The 17,482-nt window shown below is 63.2% G+C and carries 12 protein-coding genes; 6 read left to right on the forward strand and 6 right to left on the reverse strand.

Going from position 1 to position 17,482, the window contains the following annotated elements:
- Nucleotides 1-335 precede the first annotated feature (335 nt).
- Complete coding sequence (locus ACM62R_RS12205) at nt 336-482, forward strand: hypothetical protein (protein ID WP_415184326.1); 147 nt, start codon at nt 336-338, stop codon at nt 480-482.
- Between the two features lie 24 nt (nt 483-506).
- On the opposite strand, the gene ACM62R_RS12210 is transcribed toward ACM62R_RS12205, so the two are convergent.
- On the reverse strand, nt 507-1,754 hold the full coding sequence (locus ACM62R_RS12210) for a glycerate kinase type-2 family protein (protein ID WP_415184327.1): 1,248 nt from the start codon (nt 1,752-1,754) through the stop codon (nt 507-509).
- A 336-nt stretch (nt 1,755-2,090) separates the two neighbouring features.
- Here ACM62R_RS12210 and ACM62R_RS12215 point away from each other — a divergent pair, with 336 nt between their 5' ends.
- The gene (locus ACM62R_RS12215; RefSeq protein WP_415184328.1) at nt 2,091-2,450 is read left to right on the forward strand and encodes an ArsR/SmtB family transcription factor; all 360 of its coding nucleotides are present in this window, start codon (nt 2,091-2,093) and stop codon (nt 2,448-2,450) included.
- Between the two features lie 85 nt (nt 2,451-2,535).
- On the opposite strand, the gene ACM62R_RS12220 is transcribed toward ACM62R_RS12215, so the two are convergent.
- Both ACM62R_RS12220 and ACM62R_RS12225 read right to left on the reverse strand, forming a co-directional pair.
- Nucleotides 2,536-5,754, reverse strand: coding sequence for an efflux RND transporter permease subunit (locus tag ACM62R_RS12220; RefSeq protein WP_415184329.1), 3,219 nt, complete (start codon nt 5,752-5,754; stop codon nt 2,536-2,538).
- A complete protein-coding gene (locus ACM62R_RS12225; protein ID WP_415184330.1) occupies nt 5,744-6,712 on the reverse strand; it encodes an efflux RND transporter periplasmic adaptor subunit in 969 nt (322 codons plus the stop codon). Before ACM62R_RS12225 ends, ACM62R_RS12220 begins: the two co-directional genes overlap by 11 nt.
- Before the next feature lie 207 nt (nt 6,713-6,919).
- On the opposite strand from ACM62R_RS12225, the gene serS reads away from it, so the two are divergent.
- Both serS and ACM62R_RS12235 read left to right on the forward strand, forming a co-directional pair.
- The gene (gene serS, locus ACM62R_RS12230; RefSeq protein WP_415184331.1) at nt 6,920-8,212 is read left to right on the forward strand and encodes a serine--tRNA ligase; all 1,293 of its coding nucleotides are present in this window, start codon (nt 6,920-6,922) and stop codon (nt 8,210-8,212) included.
- Nucleotides 8,213-8,284: 72 nt separating this feature from the next.
- The gene (locus ACM62R_RS12235; protein ID WP_415184332.1) at nt 8,285-8,986 is read left to right on the forward strand and encodes a TspO/MBR family protein; all 702 of its coding nucleotides are present in this window, start codon (nt 8,285-8,287) and stop codon (nt 8,984-8,986) included.
- A gap of 54 nt (nt 8,987-9,040) precedes the next feature.
- On the opposite strand, the gene der is transcribed toward ACM62R_RS12235, so the two are convergent.
- The 3 genes from der to ACM62R_RS12250 are packed head-to-tail and all read right to left on the reverse strand — an operon-like array spanning nt 9,041 to nt 12,583.
- Nucleotides 9,041-10,501 (reverse strand): ribosome biogenesis GTPase Der, encoded by a 1,461-nt coding sequence (der, locus tag ACM62R_RS12240; RefSeq protein WP_415184333.1) that lies wholly within the window; start codon nt 10,499-10,501, stop codon nt 9,041-9,043.
- Between the two features lie 60 nt (nt 10,502-10,561).
- Nucleotides 10,562-11,896, reverse strand: a complete 1,335-nt coding sequence (locus ACM62R_RS12245; RefSeq protein ID WP_415184334.1) for a PQQ-binding-like beta-propeller repeat protein — start codon at nt 11,894-11,896, stop codon at nt 10,562-10,564.
- 42 nt (nt 11,897-11,938) lie between these two features.
- Nucleotides 11,939-12,583: a tetratricopeptide repeat protein gene (locus ACM62R_RS12250; protein WP_415184335.1), complete on the reverse strand. Its 645-nt coding sequence runs from the start codon at nt 12,581-12,583 to the stop codon at nt 11,939-11,941.
- Nucleotides 12,584-12,824: 241 nt separating this feature from the next.
- On the opposite strand from ACM62R_RS12250, the gene ACM62R_RS12255 reads away from it, so the two are divergent.
- Nucleotides 12,825-13,916 (forward strand): efflux RND transporter periplasmic adaptor subunit, encoded by a 1,092-nt coding sequence (locus ACM62R_RS12255; protein ID WP_415184336.1) that lies wholly within the window; start codon nt 12,825-12,827, stop codon nt 13,914-13,916.
- A complete protein-coding gene (locus ACM62R_RS12260; protein ID WP_415184337.1) occupies nt 13,913-17,455 on the forward strand; it encodes an efflux RND transporter permease subunit in 3,543 nt (1,180 codons plus the stop codon). Before ACM62R_RS12255 ends, ACM62R_RS12260 begins: the two co-directional genes overlap by 4 nt.
- Nucleotides 17,456-17,482: the final 27 nt, after the last annotated feature.

Consider the following 17,482-nt stretch of genomic DNA (forward strand, 5'->3'; position numbering starts at 1 on the left):
CGATCTCTTCCATATCGGCCAGTGTCGGCACCTCAACACCCAACGCTTCCAGTTTTGCAACCTGCGCAGGTTCGGGCTGCAGCAGGTCGATCCAGACCGCATCTTCCAAGGCATCCCCGGCATCCAACGGCATCAGCCCGCGCGCGCCAGTCTGATAGGCTAACAGCATCATCGCCCCCTTATGCCGGACCCAATGTCAATTGCCTTTTCATAGCGGGCGCACAGGCGGTGTCCAGCCCCACCACATGCGACCGCGCGTTGAAAAAGCCCCGTCCCCGCCACGTTTGCGCCCCAATCAACCGCGATAACGGCATAAAGCAATACGGAGTCGCGCCATGGACTACCTACCGACGATCTCGTTCGATACGCTCGCGCTCACCATCATTGCCCTTGCCGTGGTGCGCGGGGTTCTGGTGCGGTTCTGGCTTCCCCCCGAAACCGCGCCGTCAAAGGCCGAAGATAACGGCACGCCCGCGCATTGATCGGGTCCTATCGGGCGGCGGGCATTAGACCGGGCCGCGCAGCGCAACCGCCAGATCTGCCACATTGGTGCCGGTGGCGCCGATGATCAGCAGCGCCCCCGCAGCCGCCAACGCCGGGTTCGAATCGTTTCGCGCCAGCACATCCATCGGGTCAAACCCCGCCGCACGCATCCGTGTCACTGTGTGTGGCCCCACAATCGCGCCCGCCGCCTTGGTCGGGCCATCCCGGCCATCGGTCCCGGCGGCCAGAAAGACCCATGGGTCACGCCAGCCCTCGGCCTCGGCCAGAACCGCGACCCGCAGCGCCAGTTCCTGATTGCGCCCGCCCAATCCGGTGCCGGTCAACCGCACGGTTGTCTCTCCGCCAAAGGCCAGCGGCTGGCCGGGTAGCAGTTGCCCCATCAACGCGACAATCCGTGCCGCCTGCGCCGCCACATCACCGTCCAACGGCTCTGGTGCCAGCGTCGCGCCCTTGGCCGCCATCGCCGCCAACGACAGCGCGTTAGAGCCTACCAGAATGTTGCGCGCCATTGGCAAGTCCGCCACGGCAGGGGCCGCCGCATCCAGATGTGCCCGCACCGCATCGGGCAAGCGCGCCCAGATACCCAGCTGCCGGCATAGTGCGGCCGCGTCCGCACGGGTGCCGATCGGCGCCACCGTCGGCCCCGAGGCGATGACCCGCAGATCATCGCCCGGCACGTCCGACAGGATCAGCGCCACCACGGGCGCCGCGCTAAGGCGCAACCAGCCGCCCCCTTTCAGCTGCGACAGCGTCTGACGCACCAGATTCATCTGGCCAATATCGGCGCCCGACCCCAGCAACAGCCGGCTGACCTCGGCCTTGTCACTCAGGCTTATGCCCGGCACCGGCGCCGGACAAAGCGCGGACCCGCCCCCGGAAATCAGCGCCAAAACGCGGTCCTCTGGTTGAACCGACCGCAGCCGCGCCGTGATTGCCCGCCCCGCTGCAAGCCCGGCGTCATCAGGCACCGGATGCCCCGCTGCCATCACCTCGGCGCCTGCCAAAGCCACGGCGTTTTCGTAATTCGTCACGACCAACACCGACGCGCCCGGTAAGGCTTTTATCGCCGCCTCGGCCATCGCGCGCGCAGCCTTGCCAAGTGCGATCACCACCCAGCGCCCGCCCTTTGCTGGCGGATCGGCCCTCACCGCCTCCATCGCCCGCGCTACCGCCTGCCCCGGATCGGCCGCCGCGACCCCAGCCAAAAACAACTCTTCGGCGCGCCGCGCCATTGCATCAAAATTATCCATGCCCGCAAGATGCCCGCCATTCGCGCCGCCGTCCATGGCAAAGAACAGCCCTGATTGCGCCCGGTTGCCCCTATCAGCACCAGTGGCGTGCCCCCAGGCCCAAAAGGCCGCTGATGGTGCGTTGCCCTGCCCCTATGCCATTCCCCCCAAACACCCCGACAGCCCACCGCTCTTGCAGGATCAGACCGTGATTGGGCGGGCAAGCCATCTGGCGCTCACCTGATCGTTCCTTGTTCTTCACTTCCAAACTAATTACAATTTCCCTGTGCAATGAAAGGGACATCGATGCCGCGCAGTGCGATATTGCCAAGGCAAAAAAAGGACAATGGTGTGGTGATGGCAGCGTCAAAGCGTGACAATAACGCCGGACCCAGCAGCACGACTCCTTGCGCGCCACTGAACGCTGAAGAGATGATGGGCCGGGCGCAAGACGCCTCGAACCTGCTGAAAGCGCTGGCGCATGAAGGCCGGCTGATGATCATGTGCCATCTGTCGTCGGGCGAAAAATCCGTGACCGAGTTGGAAAACCTTCTGGAAACGCGTCAAGCGGCCGTCAGCCAGCAACTGGCGCGGTTGCGGGTTGAGGGGCTGGTATCATCCCGCCGCGAAGGCAAGGCGATCTACTATTCGCTGTCGGACCCACGCGCATCGCGCATCGTCGGGCTGGTCTATGATATGTTCTGCCGCCCGAACTGAACCGTCCTGACTCCGGGTTAGGGCACGTTTCCCAGATCCTGAGCCCCGCGCCTAACCATTCCTGCCTGCCGCGCGCGGGGAAAGGTCAGGTGCGAAACACCCGGTAGATTGCCGGGATCACCAGCACCGTCAGCAGTGTTGAGGACAGCAGCCCGAACAGCAGTGAAATTGCCAGCCCCTGAAAGATCGGGTCGGCCAGAATCACCACCGCGCCAATCATCGCCGCAATCGCCGTCAGCAGGATCGGCTTGAAACGGATCGCCCCCGCTTCGATCAGGATATCGACCTTGGTTTTCCCGGTCGGGTCTGCGTGGCGAATGAAGTCGACCAGCAGGATCGAGTTGCGCACGATGATCCCCGCCAGCGCGATGAACCCGATCATCGACGTGGCCGAAAACGGTGCCTTGAAAATCCAGTGCCCCAGCATGATCCCCAGAAAGGTTAGCGGAATCGGCGTCAGGATGACCAACGGCAGTTTGAAGCTGCCAAACTGCGCCACCACCAGAATATAAATCCCCAAAAGCGCCACCGCAAAGGCCGCCCCCATGTCGCGGAAGGTGACCCAGGTCACCTCCCATTCGCCATCCCAGAGCAGCGTCACGACGGACTCGTCCTCGGGCTGGCCATGCAGACTGACGACCGGCTTTTCGCCCGGGGCCCAATCCATCTGGTCCAGCGCCTCGTTGACCGCGATCATGCCGTAAAGCGGTGCCTCAAACGTGCCGGCCAGTTCGGCTGTCACCATTTCGGCCTCTCGCCCGTTATGACGAAAGATCAGGAAACTCGCCCGTTCCTCATTGAGGCTGACCACATCGCCCAATTCCACAACGCCCCGCGCACCCGGCAGCAGGTTCGCCGGGATCGGCGTAGAGAGTGCGGCCTCGTCCATCACCTGCGCGCCTTTTTCGCGTTCCACCCGAATGGGAATCGGGTGCCGCCCTTCGCCGCGGTGCGAATAGCCAACGGTGGTGCCACTGTTCAGGATGGCAAGCGTGTCGAACACATCGCCTTCCTGCACCTCGAAAAACTCCAGATCGTCGGCGTTGATGGTGGCGCGCAACCGGCGGGCCTGGGTGCCGAAACTGTCGTCGACATCCACCACAAAGGGCACGCTTTCAAACGCCGCCCGAATTTTGGTTGCCGCAGCGCGCCGGGTCGCGGCATCGGGGCCGTAAACCTCGGCTAACAGCGTGGCTATCACCGGTGGGCCGGGCGGCGGCTCGACCGTTTTGAGGTTGGTTCCGGCGGGCACATCCATCGCCATGATCCGCTGACGGATATCAAGCGCGATATCGTGGCTGGGCCGGTCGCGGTCGGCTTTTGGTGTCAGGTTGATCTGCACATCGCCCAGATTCGGGTCTGCGCGCATGTAGTAGTGCCGCACAAGCCCGTTGAAGTTGAACGGCGCCGCCGTGCCTGCATGGGTCTGCACGCTGACCACCTCGGGCAGTTCGGTCACCACGGCGGCCACCTTTTGCGCCACCGCATCCGTCGCCTCGACGCTGGCGCCTTCGGGCAGGTCAATCACCACGGAAAGCTCGGATTTGTTGTCAAAGGGCAGCAGTTTTACCGTTACATCCTTGGTATAAAGCATCCCAAGTGATCCAAACGACAGTACTATTGTTACGATCAAGAAGGCCCAGGCTGTGCCCTTGCTGGCCAGCACACGGCGCGCCACCACCTCGTAAATCGCACCCAACTTGCCGCCATGGTGCCCGGTGTCGTGGTGCAAGGGGGCATCGCCGGCGATCTTTACCATCAGCCAGGGCGTGATGATAACCGCCACAAAGAACGAGAAAATCATCGCCGCGCTGGCATTGGCCGGGATCGGGCTCATGTAAGGCCCCATCAGCCCAGACACGAACAGCATCGGCAACAGCGCCGCCACCACCGTGAGCGTAGCGACGATTGTGGGGTTGCCAACCTCGGCCACGGCGGCAATCGCCTTTTGGGTGCGGGTGCCGGGGGTTTTCAGGCCCCAGTGCCGGGCGATATTTTCGATCACCACAATCGCATCATCGACCAGAATCCCGATCGAGAAGATCAGCGCGAACAGGCTGACCCGGTTCAGCGTATAGCCCATGATCCAGGACGAAAACAGCGTCAGCAAGATCGTGACCGGAATGACGATCGCCACCACGATGCTTTCGCGCCAGCCAATGGCAAACAGGATCAGCGCAACAATCGACACCGTGGCAAGGCCAAGGTGAAACAACAGCTCATTGGCCTTTTCATTGGCGGTTTCGCCGTAGTCACGGGTGATCTGCACCGTCACCCCTTGGGGGATCAGATGCCCCTCCAGTTCATCGACGCGGTGCAGGATCTGCTCGGCCACCACCACCGCATTGGCACCGGCACGCTTGGCAATCGCCAAGGTAACGGCAGGGCTGCGCTGCAAGCTGCCGTCAGGCCCACGCATCACATTGGCGACGATATGCCCGGACGTGTCGGGCACGAAGCTGACATTGGCCACGTCGGCCACATAGACCGGCCGCCCATCGCGCGCGGTCAGCAAAAGCCCCGCAATCTCGGCCGGGGCGGTCAGGGTTTTTCCCGCCACAAGGTCGATCTGTTCGCCCCCGTCGCGCACCTTGCCGGTTGAAAAGGCACGGTTCGCCTGCGCGACCTTGTAAGACAGCTGTTGCAGCGTGATCCCGTATAGCGCCAGTCTTTCGGGGTCGGGCGCGATCCGCAGCGCCTCGGGGGCCTCACCGACGATATAGGTCAGGCCGACATTGTCGATCTTGGTGATCTCGCCCTGCAATTCGCGGGTGATCCGCGTCAGATCATTGGCCGACACCTGCCCCCCCGGATCAGCCGACAGCGTCAGCGACACAATCGCCACATCATCAATGCCGCGCGCGACAATCAAAGGCGGGTCAATACCCACCGGAATCCGGTCCAGATTGGCATTCACCTTTTCATGCACACGCAAGATTGCAGCGTCAGACGAGGTGCCGACCAGGAACCGTGCCGTGACCATGGCGAAATCATCGCGCGTCTGGGAATAGACGTGTTCAACCTCATTGATGCCCTTGACGATGGTTTCCATCGGCTCGGTAACCAGCTTCATCGCGTCTTCGGCCCGTAGCCCCGGCGCCTGAATCAAGATATCGACCATCGGCACCGAAATCTGCGGCTCTTCCTCGCGTGGCAGGCTGATTAGCGCCAATAGCCCCACCGCCAGCGCCGCCAAAACTATCAGCGGCGTCATCGGAGACTGAATGAACGCGCGTGTCAGCCGTCCGGCCAGGCCCAGCTTGCCCAAGGGCAGCCCATCGGTTTCAATCGGTTCACTGGCCATTTACTGTCACCGTCTCGCCACCCTGAAGGCCGGTCACAATCTCGACCATCTTCACCCCGTCAACGGTCTGCACGATGCCCGGCACCACCACCCGTGCCAAACCGTCAACCTGCACAAAATCAAGGCCCGCGTGCGTCACCACCATATCCGCCGGCACCAGCAGCACCTGCCGCTTGCCCATCGGAAGCCGCACCAAGACCCGCGCATCGACAAAATCAACGTCCAGCGCCGCGACCTCGACATCGGCAATAACCCGACCGTTCTCGATCAGCGGATAGACCTTGGCCAGCCGCCCCTCGGTTACGCCAGCGGCAGCTTCAACCCGGATCGTATCGCCCTCGGTCAAATTGGCCGCGTGGCGTTCGGGCACCGCAAGGCGCAGGAAAAACCCGCCGCCGCCGACCGTCGCCACCACCTCGCCCGGCATCACCACCGCGCCCATGGCCACCGGCACGTTCAGCACGCGCCCGGAAATCGGCGCCAGCACGGTGCCCTCATCAGCCTGTTGCCTGACCACCTGCGCCTGCGCCTTTTGCGCCTCGATCTGGCCTTTTACGACATCCACCTGGGTGCGCAGTGCATCCAACCGCTGCGCAGTGGTCACGCCACGCGACAGCAATTCCTCGCCGCGCGTCAATTCAGCCTCGGCGTTAGCCAACTGTGCCTCAAGCGCTTGCAGCTGCGCGTCTATCGCACCCAGCTGAAAGTCCAGCTTTTCATCGACGATGCGCCCCATCGGCTGGCCCGCCTGCACCACGTCGCCTTCAGAGACGACCAGTTCCACCAGCGTACCCCCCAGCCGCGCACGCGCCGGAATATTGTCTTTTGCCTCGACCCGGCCGTAAACCGCCTTCCAGTCCGTCACCTCTGTCGGGGTAACCAAAAAACCGTCCTCGGCATGGGCCGCCACAGGCTGCAACAGCACGGCCAGTGTCAACGCATAAAGCATGGATTTCATTTTGGCGTCCCTTCCCTTAGGGGTTTTGCAAGCGGTTTTTACAATACTTTACCGATTTACATTCGATTTGCTGAATGTGATATTTGTATATCAGAATTCAACCCTACCGCAAGCAAGGATGCAATGGCGCATAATGCCCCGCATTCGTGCCCTTTCCGCGCGCGGCGCAATGCGGTAAACGGCGCTCAGCATTGAATGAGGTCCGCCATGCACGACATCCGCGCCATCCGCGAAAACCCCACCGCCTTTGACGCCGCCCTTGCCCGGCGCGGTTTATCCCCGATGTCGCCTGAAATTCTGTCGCTGGATGAAACGCGCCGCGCCTGTATTCGGGCCGCCGAAACCGCCCAGGCCGATCAGAACCGCGCCTCGAAAGAGGTTGGCGCCGCCAAGGCTGCGGGCAACGATGCCGAGTTTGAACGCTTGCGCGGGCTCGTGGCCGAAAAGAAATCCGACGTCGCGCGCCTGACCGCCGAAGCGGGCGAAAAAGACCTTGCCCTGCGCGATCTGTTGCTGGCCATTCCCAACCTGCCCCTACCCGAGGCGCCGGACGGGCGCGACGAATCCGACAATGTCGAAATCAAACGCTGGGGCAGCCCGCGCGACCTTGGTTTTACACCGGTCGAGCATTACCAACTGCCCGCCGTGCAGGGCGGTATGGATTTTGAAACCGCCGCCAAACTTTCGGGCGCACGCTTTGTGGTGCTGTCGGGGGGGGTTGCGCGCCTTCACCGGGCGCTGTCACAGTTCATGCTGGACCTGCACACCGAACAGCACGGCCTTTCGGAAACCATTACCCCCGTTCTGGTGCGCGATGAGGCGATGATCGGCACCGGTAATCTGCCAAAGTTCGCTGAAGACAGCTATCAAACCACCAATGGCTGGTGGCTGATCCCCACCGCCGAGGTGACGCTGACCAATATCGTTGCCGGTGAAACGCTGGACGAAACCACCCTGCCCCGCCGCTACTGCGCCCACACCCAATGTTTCCGCTCGGAAGCGGGCTCGGCAGGCAAGGACACCTCGGGGATGTTGCGCCAGCATCAGTTTGAAAAGGTTGAAATGGTGACGATCTGCACCCCGGATGCAGCCCTTGAGGAACATGAACGCATGACCCGCTGCGCCGAAACCGTGCTGGAACAGTTAAACCTGCCTTATCGGCGGATTGTGCTGTGCACCGGCGACATGGGCTTTGGCAGCCAGAAAACCCACGATCTGGAGGTGTGGTTGCCCGGGCAGGACACCTACCGCGAAATCAGCTCCGTCTCAACCTGTGGCAGCTTTCAGGCACGCCGGATGAATGCCCGCTACAAACCCGCAACGGGCGGCAAACCCGAATTTGTGGCGACGCTGAACGGCTCGGGTCTTGCGGTGGGGCGTTGCCTGATCGCGGTGCTGGAGAACGGGCAAGAGGCGGATGGCTCGGTTACGCTTCCTGCCGTGTTACACCCCTACCTGCGCGGCAAGACCCGCCTGACCGCTGACGGAACGCTGGTTTGATTTCGGCACGCGGATGTTCGCAGAGCGCGTAAATAAAGTGATCCAAACCACTTGCTGTTTCGTAAGAGCACCATGAAACGTTTTTCCGCCCCCCTGCTTTTAGTCGCCGCGCTTGCTTTTGCCATCGCGCCTGTTTTCGCCACCTCGTTTCGGGGCTACGATCAGGGCGCCTTTCCCGTTCCGGTCATGGATCCACCGATTCAGCCGGCGGGTTGGGCCTTTTCGATCTGGGGGGTGATTTACCTTTTACTGCTGGTTCATGCGGCGTATGGGCTTTGGCGCCACGCCGACGACGCACAATGGCGCGCCCCCCGAGGGCCGCTGATCCTGTCTCTGGCCCTTGGCGCACCGTGGCTAGAGGTGGCGCAGCGTGCGCCCAACCTTGCCACGGTACAGATCTGGCTGATGTGGGGTTTTGCCATTCTCGCGATGAGCCGCTTGCCCAAGCATCCTGCCCCCTGGTTGTTGCGTTTGCCCATCGCGCTTTACGCTGGCTGGCTGACCGCCGCTTCGGGGGTGGCCACGGGCGTTGTGCTGATCGGTCAGGGTTGGTTGCCGCCGATGGCTGCCACCCTGTCGATGCTGGTTCTGATTGCCGCCCTCGCGCTTTTTGCGATTATTCGCCTTCGCCCCTCTGTGGGCTATGCGGGTGCCGTGATCTGGGCGCTTTTTGGCATCATCGCCGCCAATCTTGACGCCGGGTTCCTGGTGGCTGGCGCGTCAGGTGTTGCGATCATCGCGCTTGTTGCGGCCCAGATCCGGTCTGCCACCTGATGTTCTGTCCGGGGTAGCCCCCGGAAAGAACAGCTTTGCAAAGAAGAGCTTGGCCTAGTCGAATTTGCCCTTGTTATCGGTATGCTTGCGCAACCGCGACGGGGTGAACCACTTTTTGTCCTTGAAGGGGTTCTTGTCCCCCTGATCACGGAAAGTCAGGCGGATCGGCGTGCCGGGCATATCAAAATCATTGCGCAAGCCATTGACCAGATAGCGAGAATAGCTGTCGGGTAGTTTGTCTGCGTGATTGCACATCACGACAAACGCCGGCGGGCGGGTTTTCACCTGGGTCATGTAGCGCAGCTTGATCCGGCGGCCGCCGGGCGCGGGGGGCGGGTGCGCCTCGGTCATCGCGCCCAGCCATTGGTTCAGTTTGGCGGTGGTGACCCGGCGGTTCCAGACCGCATGCGCCTTCAGGATTGCCGCGTGCAGGCGGTCGAGCCCCTTGCCGGTCTTGGCCGACACGGTAACCAGGGGGGCGCCGCGCAGCTGCGGCAACAGGCGTTCAAACGCCTCGCGCAGGTCGTTGAGCTTATGCGCCTTGTCCTCTTCCAGATCCCATTTGTTGGCCGCCACCACGACGGCGCGCCCCTCGGTTTCCGCAAAATCAGCGATCCGCAGGTCTTGTTGCTCGAACGGGATATCCACATCCAGCAGCACCACGACCACTTCGGCAAAACGTACCGCGCGCAAGCCATCTGCGACCGACAGTTTTTCCAGCTTGTTGTCGATCTTCGATTTCCGGCGCATCCCGGCCGTGTCAAAAATCCGCATCGGAGTGCCCATGAACTCGGTCCGGACCGAGATCGCGTCACGGGTGATTCCGGCTTCGGGGCCGGTCAGCAGGCGCTCTTCACCGATGATCTTGTTGATCAGCGTCGATTTTCCGGCGTTCGGGCGGCCAATCACCGCCAGTTGCAGCGGCTTGGCCTTGGTCGGCGGCTGATAGGCGTCTTCGTCTTCGTTGTCACTGACGTCCACATTCACATCGGGCGCGTTCAGGGCAGCTTTTTCCTCGAACGCGTCGGCCAGCGGGACAAGAATGCGGTAAAGATCGTCCATCCCTTCGCCATGCTCGGCAGAGATGCGCACCGGTTCGCCCAGACCCAGACTCCACGCCTCCAGCGCGCCGGCGTCGCCCGCGGCCCCTTCGGATTTATTGGCAGCCACGATCACATGGGCATTCTTGCGCCGCAGGATATCGGCAAAGATTTCGTCGGCAGCGGTGACGCCTGCGCGCGCGTCGATGACGAACAGGCAGATGTCCGCCTCTTCGACGGCGCGTTCGGTCAGGCGGCGCATCCGGCCTTGCAGGCTATCATCATCGGCCAGTTCCAGCCCCGCCGAATCAATCACGATAAAGCGCAGATCACCCAGACGGGCGTCGCCTTCGCGCAGGTCGCGCGTCACACCGGGCTGATCGTCAACCAGCGCCAACCGCTTGCCTACAAGGCGGTTGAACAATGTCGATTTGCCCACATTGGGTCGGCCAACTATGGCCAGGGTAAAGCTCATGGTGCCCTCCTTGGGCCCCTTACGGGAAATGCCAAGTGGCCCCCTTACACGGGTTTTCGCCTAGCGGAAAGCGTGAAGCTGTCCTTTGCGCCCCATAACGTAAAGCACCTGCCCCGCTATGACCGGCGCCGAGGCCGCCCCGCCCGGAATGTCGGCCTGCCCGATCAACGCGCCCGACGCCGGATCGAATGACCGCAAAAGCCCGTCCGATGACGCCACAAACAGCCGCCCACCGGCCAGAACGGGCCCGTAATTCGCGTAGATCGCCTGCTGCTTTTTCACCTTGTCCTTGACAAAATAGGGCATATCAACGGCCCAGACCGTGTCACCGGTGGCCGCATCCAGCCGCATCAGCCGTGCCTCATCCGACACCAGAAAGACAGCGCCGCCCGCAACTTGCACCGGGCTGTTGGCCCCCTCGGGTGCGGTCCAGAGCCGTTCGCCCGAACTTGCGTCAAAGGCGCCCAGTTTACCCGCAGACGACCCCGCATAGACCGTATCGCCCACGATGACCGGATCACCGGTCAGATCGGTCACGGCGGCATAGGCCCGGCCCAGCCGCACCCCGGCCACCTTGGATTGCCAAATCTGCAACCCGCCTTTTCGCAGCGCCGCGACCAGTTCGCCCGACGCAAACGGGAATACCACGATCCGGTCATTGACTGCGGGCGCCGAAACCCCGGTCACGCCCGAGGGGGCCGGGGTGCCGGGCAATTGCCATTGCACGCGCCCATCCGACGCCCGCACCGCCCAGGCCGAGGCATCGCGCGCCACGACATAAACATTGCCCCCCGAAACCGTCGGCGCCCCGCCCACGGCGGCGTCAAATTTCTGCCGCCAGATCACCGCACCGCTGGCCGCGTCCAGCGCCAGCAATTCGCCAAAACCGGTGGTCACAAAAACCCGACCCTCGGCAAAGGCCAGCCCCCCGCCCGAGGCATCATCGGCGCGGTCGGATGCGGGCGTCAGGTTGGCGGTCCAAAGCGTGGCGCCGTTCAATCCGGTTGCGGTAACCTGCGCGCGACTGTCCAGCGTATAGACACGGCCCGCACCCACCACCGGGTCAGCGCTGATCCGGTGTTTGCGCCCTGCGCCCTGCCCGATATCGGCCGACCAGATTTTCGTCGTGCCCGCCCCCATCGCGGCATTGATCAGGTTGTGGCTGGAATTGCCGCCGCGATGCGTCCATTCGGCATTGCCCTGCACCGGCGGAAGCGAAATCGCTACCTTGACCGGCCCGGCCGCATCTGGCGTCTGAACCTCCGCAGAGGTCAGCACATCGCGCGGGTTGATCCTGTCACCTTCCAGGATCAGCTCTTTGGGACTACAGGCCTGAAGGGCCGCAACGATGCCCAGAACGCAAATGCCCTGACCAATGCCATATGAAAGCCTCACCGCGCTTGCCCCCTTGTTATCACACCCACTTATCCGCCCCCGTTATTCGGCGGCCGGATCCACACCCAGCGTCACCATCACCTCAGTCGCGCGTTGACGCAAGCCTGCCGTCAATCCGGCCTCGGCCAGAATCTGGCGCAGCAGCGCCACCGCTTCGTCGGTGCGGCCCGCCTCGATTTCGATCGTTGCCTGTTGTTCCATCGCCAGCGCACGAAACGGCGCGCCGGGCGCTGCAAGACTGGCCAAGGCGGCATCGCGCGCCGCAGGCTCCATCGTTGTGCCGGCCACCATCACCGCCTTTAGCTGCGCCAACGCGCGCAGGCTGGCGGGTAATGCGGTATCGTTGGCCAGCGCCTCCAGCGCGGTGCGGGCGGCCTCGGGTTGGCCCCGCTCTACGGCTTCGGCGGCACGCAGCAGGCCCAACACCCCGGCACGGCCCTTGTCGGTGTCAATCGCGGCAAGCGCGGCACCCCGGTCCTCGGCCTCCATCGCAGCCAGAACCTTATCACCAAAGGCCTGGGCCTGTGCGGTATCGCGCAGGTATTTCCATTCCTTATACGCGGCCCCACCCACAATCAGCACCACCAGCAGGATCCCGATCCAGCCATAGCGCCGCATCAGGGCAAACAGCCGATCACGGCGAACTTCTTCGGTGACTTCGTCGATGAAGCTGTCGGTCTCGCTCACGGTTCTGATCCTCTTGCACGGCACTGCCGGGTGTTTCCCGAACAGATCATTCGGCCCGTCTTACACGCAACCCCCCGCCTTTGCCAAGACGCCGAAAAAACGCTTGAGCTAAGCCGTTCCCTTGCGTAAATCAAACCGACGGGTTCATTTTACCTGCTTTGGCTTCTTGCCCCATTTCATACTGACGTTATTTTAACTTTGGGGCATTAGCTGTCCCCACCCAGTTACAGGAGCAATTTGAATGCGCCTTGTCCCCGTTCTCAATGCCGTTCTGGTCTTTGCCGTTCTTTATGCGCTGGTGTTTGAACGTGATCGGCTGATGGCTTTTGCGGGCAAAGAGACGCAAGAACCGGCCCTGACCGCCGCGCCGGCCGGCGGGGCCGATGCTGTGTTGGTGCAGGTGCGCCGCTCGGTCGCCAAGCCGGTCGATCAGGGCGTGCTGACCCGCGGCCAGACCGAGGCCACCCGCCGGGTCGAGGTGCGGGCCGAAACCACGGGCCGCGTCATCACAGATCCGCTGCGGCGCGGTGCGCAGGTGATCGCGGGGCAAACCCTGTGCCGACTTGACCCCGGCACCCGTGCCGCAATGCTGTCCGAGGCCGAGGCGCGGCTGACCGAGGCGCGGCTGTCGGCCACCGCGGCGGCCCGCCTGCAAGAGGGGGGATACCGGTCGCAAACCGCCGCTGCCAGCGCCACCGCCGCCCTTCAGGCCGCAAAGGCAGGTGTGCAAGCCGCGCAAAAAGACATTGACCGGCTGACCATCACCGCCCCGTTTGCCGGTATCCTGGAATCCGACGCCGCCGAAATCGGCTCGTTTCTGGTGGCGGGCGGGCTTTGTGCCACTGTGATTGCGCTGGACCCGATCAAGCTGGTCGGTTTCGTCCCCGAGACCGAGATTGACCGCATCACCCCCGCCGCATTGGTGGGCGCGCGCCTTGCCACCGGGCGCGAAATAACGGGCCGTGTCACCTTCATCTCGCGCGTGGCAGACCCCGCCACCCGCACGTTCCGGGTCGAGGCCGAATTGCCCAACCCCGCCCTTTCGATCCGCGAAGGCCAGACCGTTGAAATGATCATCCAGTCCGAAGGCACGACCGGCCATCTGCTGCCCGCCTCGGCGTTGACGCTGGATGACAGCGGCACCCTTGGCCTGCGGTTGGCGGTTGACGGGCGCGCAAGGTTCGTTCCGGTCACACTGCTGCGCGACACGCCCTTGGGCGTTTGGCTAAGCGGCCTGCCAGACACCGTTGATGTGATCGTCGTGGGCCAGGAATACGTCACCGAGGGTACACCGCTGACCATCAGCTACACCGCCGACGGGGCCGCCCCATGATCGGCATGGTCGATTGGGCCGCAAGCCGCGCCCGCATGGTGCTGGCCTTTGTCGCGCTGACCATCGTCGTCGGGGCGGCCGCCTATCTGGGCCTGCCGAAAGAGGGCGAGCCCGACATTGAAATCCCCACGCTTTTCGTTTCGGTGCCCTTTCCCGGCATCTCGGCCAGTGACAGCGAAAGGCTGCTGGTCAAGACGATGGAGACCGAACTGGCCGATCTGGACGGGTTGAAAACCATGTCCGGCACCGCACTTGAAAACTATGGCGGGGTGATGCTGGAGTTTGACTTTGGCTGGGACAAGACCAAGGTCATAGCGGACGTCCGCGACGCGATGAACACCGCCGAAGGCAAATTCCCTGACGGCGCCGAAAAATACACGATCAGCGAAATCAACTTTTCCGAATTCCCCATCGTTATCGTCGCTCTTTCCGGTGCGGCGCCGGAACGCACGCTTTTGCGCCTTGCCAAAGACCTGCAAGACCGGCTGGAGGGGCTGGAGCCGGTTCTGGAAGCCACCCTTACCGGCCACCGCGACGAAATGCTTGAGGTGGTGATCGACCCGCTCCGGCTTGAGGCGTATAACGTCACCGCGCCGGAACTGATTTCCGTGGTGCGCAACAACAACCTGCTGATCCCTGCGGGGGAGGTCGAGGCCGATGATGGCGCCTTTTCGGTCAAGGTGCCCTCGTCCTTTGAAACTCCGCGTGACGTTTACGCGCTACCGGTCAAGAAGAATGGCGAACGGGTGGTCACGCTGGGCGATCTGGCCCAGATCCGCCTGACGTTCGAGGACCGCACCGGCACCGCGCGTTTCAACGGCAAACCGACGGTCGCGCTGCAAATCGTCAAGCGCAAGGGCTATAACATCATCGACACCGTGGCACTGGTGCGTGAAACCGTCGCCAAGGCCGAGGCGGGCTGGCCGACAGAACTGCAATCGGCGGTCGATGTCGGCATCGCGCTTGATCAGTCGAAAACCGTGGGCAGCATGGTCAGCCAGTTGGAAGGCTCGGTTCTGACCGCGATTGCGCTGGTGATGATTGTGGTGCTGGCCACGCTTGGCACACGTTCCGCGCTGCTGGTCGGGTTTTCGATCCCGACCTCGTTCTTGCTGACCTTCCTGTTGCTGGGGGCGATGGGGGTGGCGATCTCGAACATCGTGATGTTCGGGCTGATTCTGGCGGTGGGGATGCTGGTCGATGGCGCCATCGTCGTGGTCGAATACGCCGACAAACGCATCGCCGAGGGCCAGGGCCCGATGCGCGCCTATACCGAGGCCGCTAAACGCATGTTCTGGCCGGTTGTGTCGTCAACCGCGACCACGCTTTGCGCGTTTCTGCCGATGCTGTTCTGGCCCGGAATCGCGGGTGAGTTCATGGGGCTTTTACCCATCACCATCATTTTTGTGCTGTCGGCCAGCCTTTTGGTCGCGCTGATCTATGTGCCGGTTGTGGGCGGTGTCGCGGGGCGGCTTAGCCGGGTACTGGACCATATCGCCGCGCATCTGGCGCCGCTGCCCTGGGCGGTGCGCGCGCTTTTGGTGCTGCCCGCGCTGGCATTGGTGTTTTTTGGCGCGCTGCTGGTGCTGAACCCCGGCTATCTGTGGGGGGTACGGCTGGCGTCAGACAGCTATCTGGCCGCACTGCCGGGGGCGGGGCTGTTTCTTTTGGGGGCGCTTGCGGCCTCGGTGACGCTGACGGCGGCGCGCCCTCGGCGCGGGCCGCGCCCGGTCAGCGTGGGCTATCGCCGCCGCCCATTCGGCCATCTGATCGCATTCCTGACCGGCAACCCGGTCCTGCCGCTTGTCACCATCGCCGCCGTGCTGCTGGCGGTGTTTTCGATCTTCAGCTACTACCGCACCCACAACAACGGCACCGAATTCTTCGTCGCCTCAGAGGTAGAGCAGGGCATCATCTATGTGCGCGCCCGCGGCAACCTCAGCCTGCCCGAGAAAGACACCCTGTTGCGCGCGGCCGAGGCCAAGGTGCTGGGCACGCCCGGTGTGTCGGCGGTGTTTTCCTTTGCCGGGCTTGGCGGGCTGAACCAGAACACCGGCGGTGCCATCGCCCCGCGCGACACCATTGGCCAGATTCAGGTTGAACTGTTGCCCTGGGCCGACCGAAAGGACGACCCCGCGCTTCACGGCGCAACTGTGATCGACGGTATCATGGCCCGCATCGCCACGATCCCCGGTATCAAGGCCGAGTTTCTGGCCCAGTCGCGCGGCCCCGCCTCGGGCAAGCCGATCCAGTTGCGGCTGAAGGGCGATGACTTTGGCGCCCTTGGGCAGGCGGTGGCGCTGGTTGAAACGCATATGGCGCAGATGACCGGCATCACCGCAATCGAAGATACCCGCCCCCTGCCCGGCATTGACTGGCAGATCAACGTGGATGTGACCCGCGCGGGCCGTTTTGGCGCCGATGTCGCCACGGTTGGCGGCATGGTGCAACTGGTCACGCGCGGTATCTTGCTTGATACGATGCGGGTTGACAGCTCGGACGAAGAAATTGAAATCCGCGTGCGTCTACCAGAAAAAGACCGTGTTCTCAGTACCTTGGACGCGCTAAAGCTGCGCACCTCGGAAGGGTTGGTGCCGCTGGCAAACTTCATCACGCGCACCCCGGTGCCGAAACTGGGGCGCATCGACCGGGTGGACCGGACCCGCTATTACACCCTCAAGGCCGATGTGCTGCCCGGTCTGACCACCGCCGAAGGCACCCCCATCAACGGCAATGAACGTATCGCAGCCCTCACCACCTGGCTTGAAACCCAAGACCCCCTGCCCGCTGGCGTCACCTGGGAATGGACCGGCGACATCGTCGATCAGGCAGAAAGCGGAGCCTTTCTGTCCAAGGCATTTGCGGGCGCGATGGCCTTGATGTTCATCATCCTGCTGGCGCAGTTCAACAGCTTTTACAACGCCACGCTGGTGCTGCTGGCGGTCGTGCTGTCAACCGCTGGCGTGCTGGTGGGCATGCTGGTCATGGGGCAGCCGTTTTCCATCATCATGACCGGGGTGGGCATCGTCGCACTGGCCGGGATCGTGGTGAACAACAACATCATCCTGATCGACACCTATCAGGAATTTTCCGCCTACATGCCCCCGCTGGAGGCCGTCACCCGCACCGCCGAACAGCGGCTGCGCCCCGTCGCGCTGACCACGATCACCACCATGGCGGGGCTTGCGCCAATGATGTTCGGTCTCAGCCTCGATTTCTTCAACGGCGGTTATTCGATCGACAGCCCGACCGCGTTGTGGTGGAAGCAACTTGCCACGGCGGTGGTGTTCGGGCTGGGCACCGCAACCCTGCTGACGCTGGTGGTTACGCCATCGCTTTTGGCGCTGCGGATCTGGTTTGGTATCGGCGCCTACCGCAGCCTTGCGGCGCTTGGGGCACTTAGCGGTGGCGCGGACAGTCGCGCAGCCCGTGATCTGGCGCTAAGTCGGGCGGTCGCCCAACAGGGCGCCACCCGGATCTTGTGGGATAGACCCGCACCGGACCCGATCAAAACCACGCTTCCTACCGCTGCCGAATAGGCCGCCAGACTGGCCAAGGCGATAGGG

Source organism: Phaeovulum sp. (assembly GCF_047638075.1).
Taxonomy (GTDB): Bacteria; Pseudomonadota; Alphaproteobacteria; order Rhodobacterales; family Rhodobacteraceae; genus UBA6197.

What these genes read in the sequence shown, in the direction of transcription:
- ACM62R_RS12205 (WP_415184326.1), top strand. Translation starts at nt 336, where the DNA reads ATGGACTACCTACCGACGATCTCGTTCGATACGCTCGCGCTCACCATC.
- ACM62R_RS12210 (WP_415184327.1), bottom strand. Translation starts at nt 1,754, where the DNA reads ATGGATAATTTTGATGCAATGGCGCGGCGCGCCGAAGAGTTGTTTTTG.
- ACM62R_RS12215 (WP_415184328.1), top strand. Translation starts at nt 2,091, where the DNA reads ATGGCAGCGTCAAAGCGTGACAATAACGCCGGACCCAGCAGCACGACT.
- ACM62R_RS12220 (WP_415184329.1), bottom strand. Translation starts at nt 5,754, where the DNA reads ATGGCCAGTGAACCGATTGAAACCGATGGGCTGCCCTTGGGCAAGCTG.
- ACM62R_RS12225 (WP_415184330.1), bottom strand. Translation starts at nt 6,712, where the DNA reads ATGAAATCCATGCTTTATGCGTTGACACTGGCCGTGCTGTTGCAGCCT.
- serS (WP_415184331.1), top strand. Translation starts at nt 6,920, where the DNA reads ATGCACGACATCCGCGCCATCCGCGAAAACCCCACCGCCTTTGACGCC.
- ACM62R_RS12235 (WP_415184332.1), top strand. Translation starts at nt 8,285, where the DNA reads ATGAAACGTTTTTCCGCCCCCCTGCTTTTAGTCGCCGCGCTTGCTTTT.
- der (WP_415184333.1), bottom strand. Translation starts at nt 10,501, where the DNA reads ATGAGCTTTACCCTGGCCATAGTTGGCCGACCCAATGTGGGCAAATCG.
- ACM62R_RS12255 (WP_415184336.1), top strand. Translation starts at nt 12,825, where the DNA reads ATGCGCCTTGTCCCCGTTCTCAATGCCGTTCTGGTCTTTGCCGTTCTT.
- ACM62R_RS12260 (WP_415184337.1), top strand. Translation starts at nt 13,913, where the DNA reads ATGATCGGCATGGTCGATTGGGCCGCAAGCCGCGCCCGCATGGTGCTG.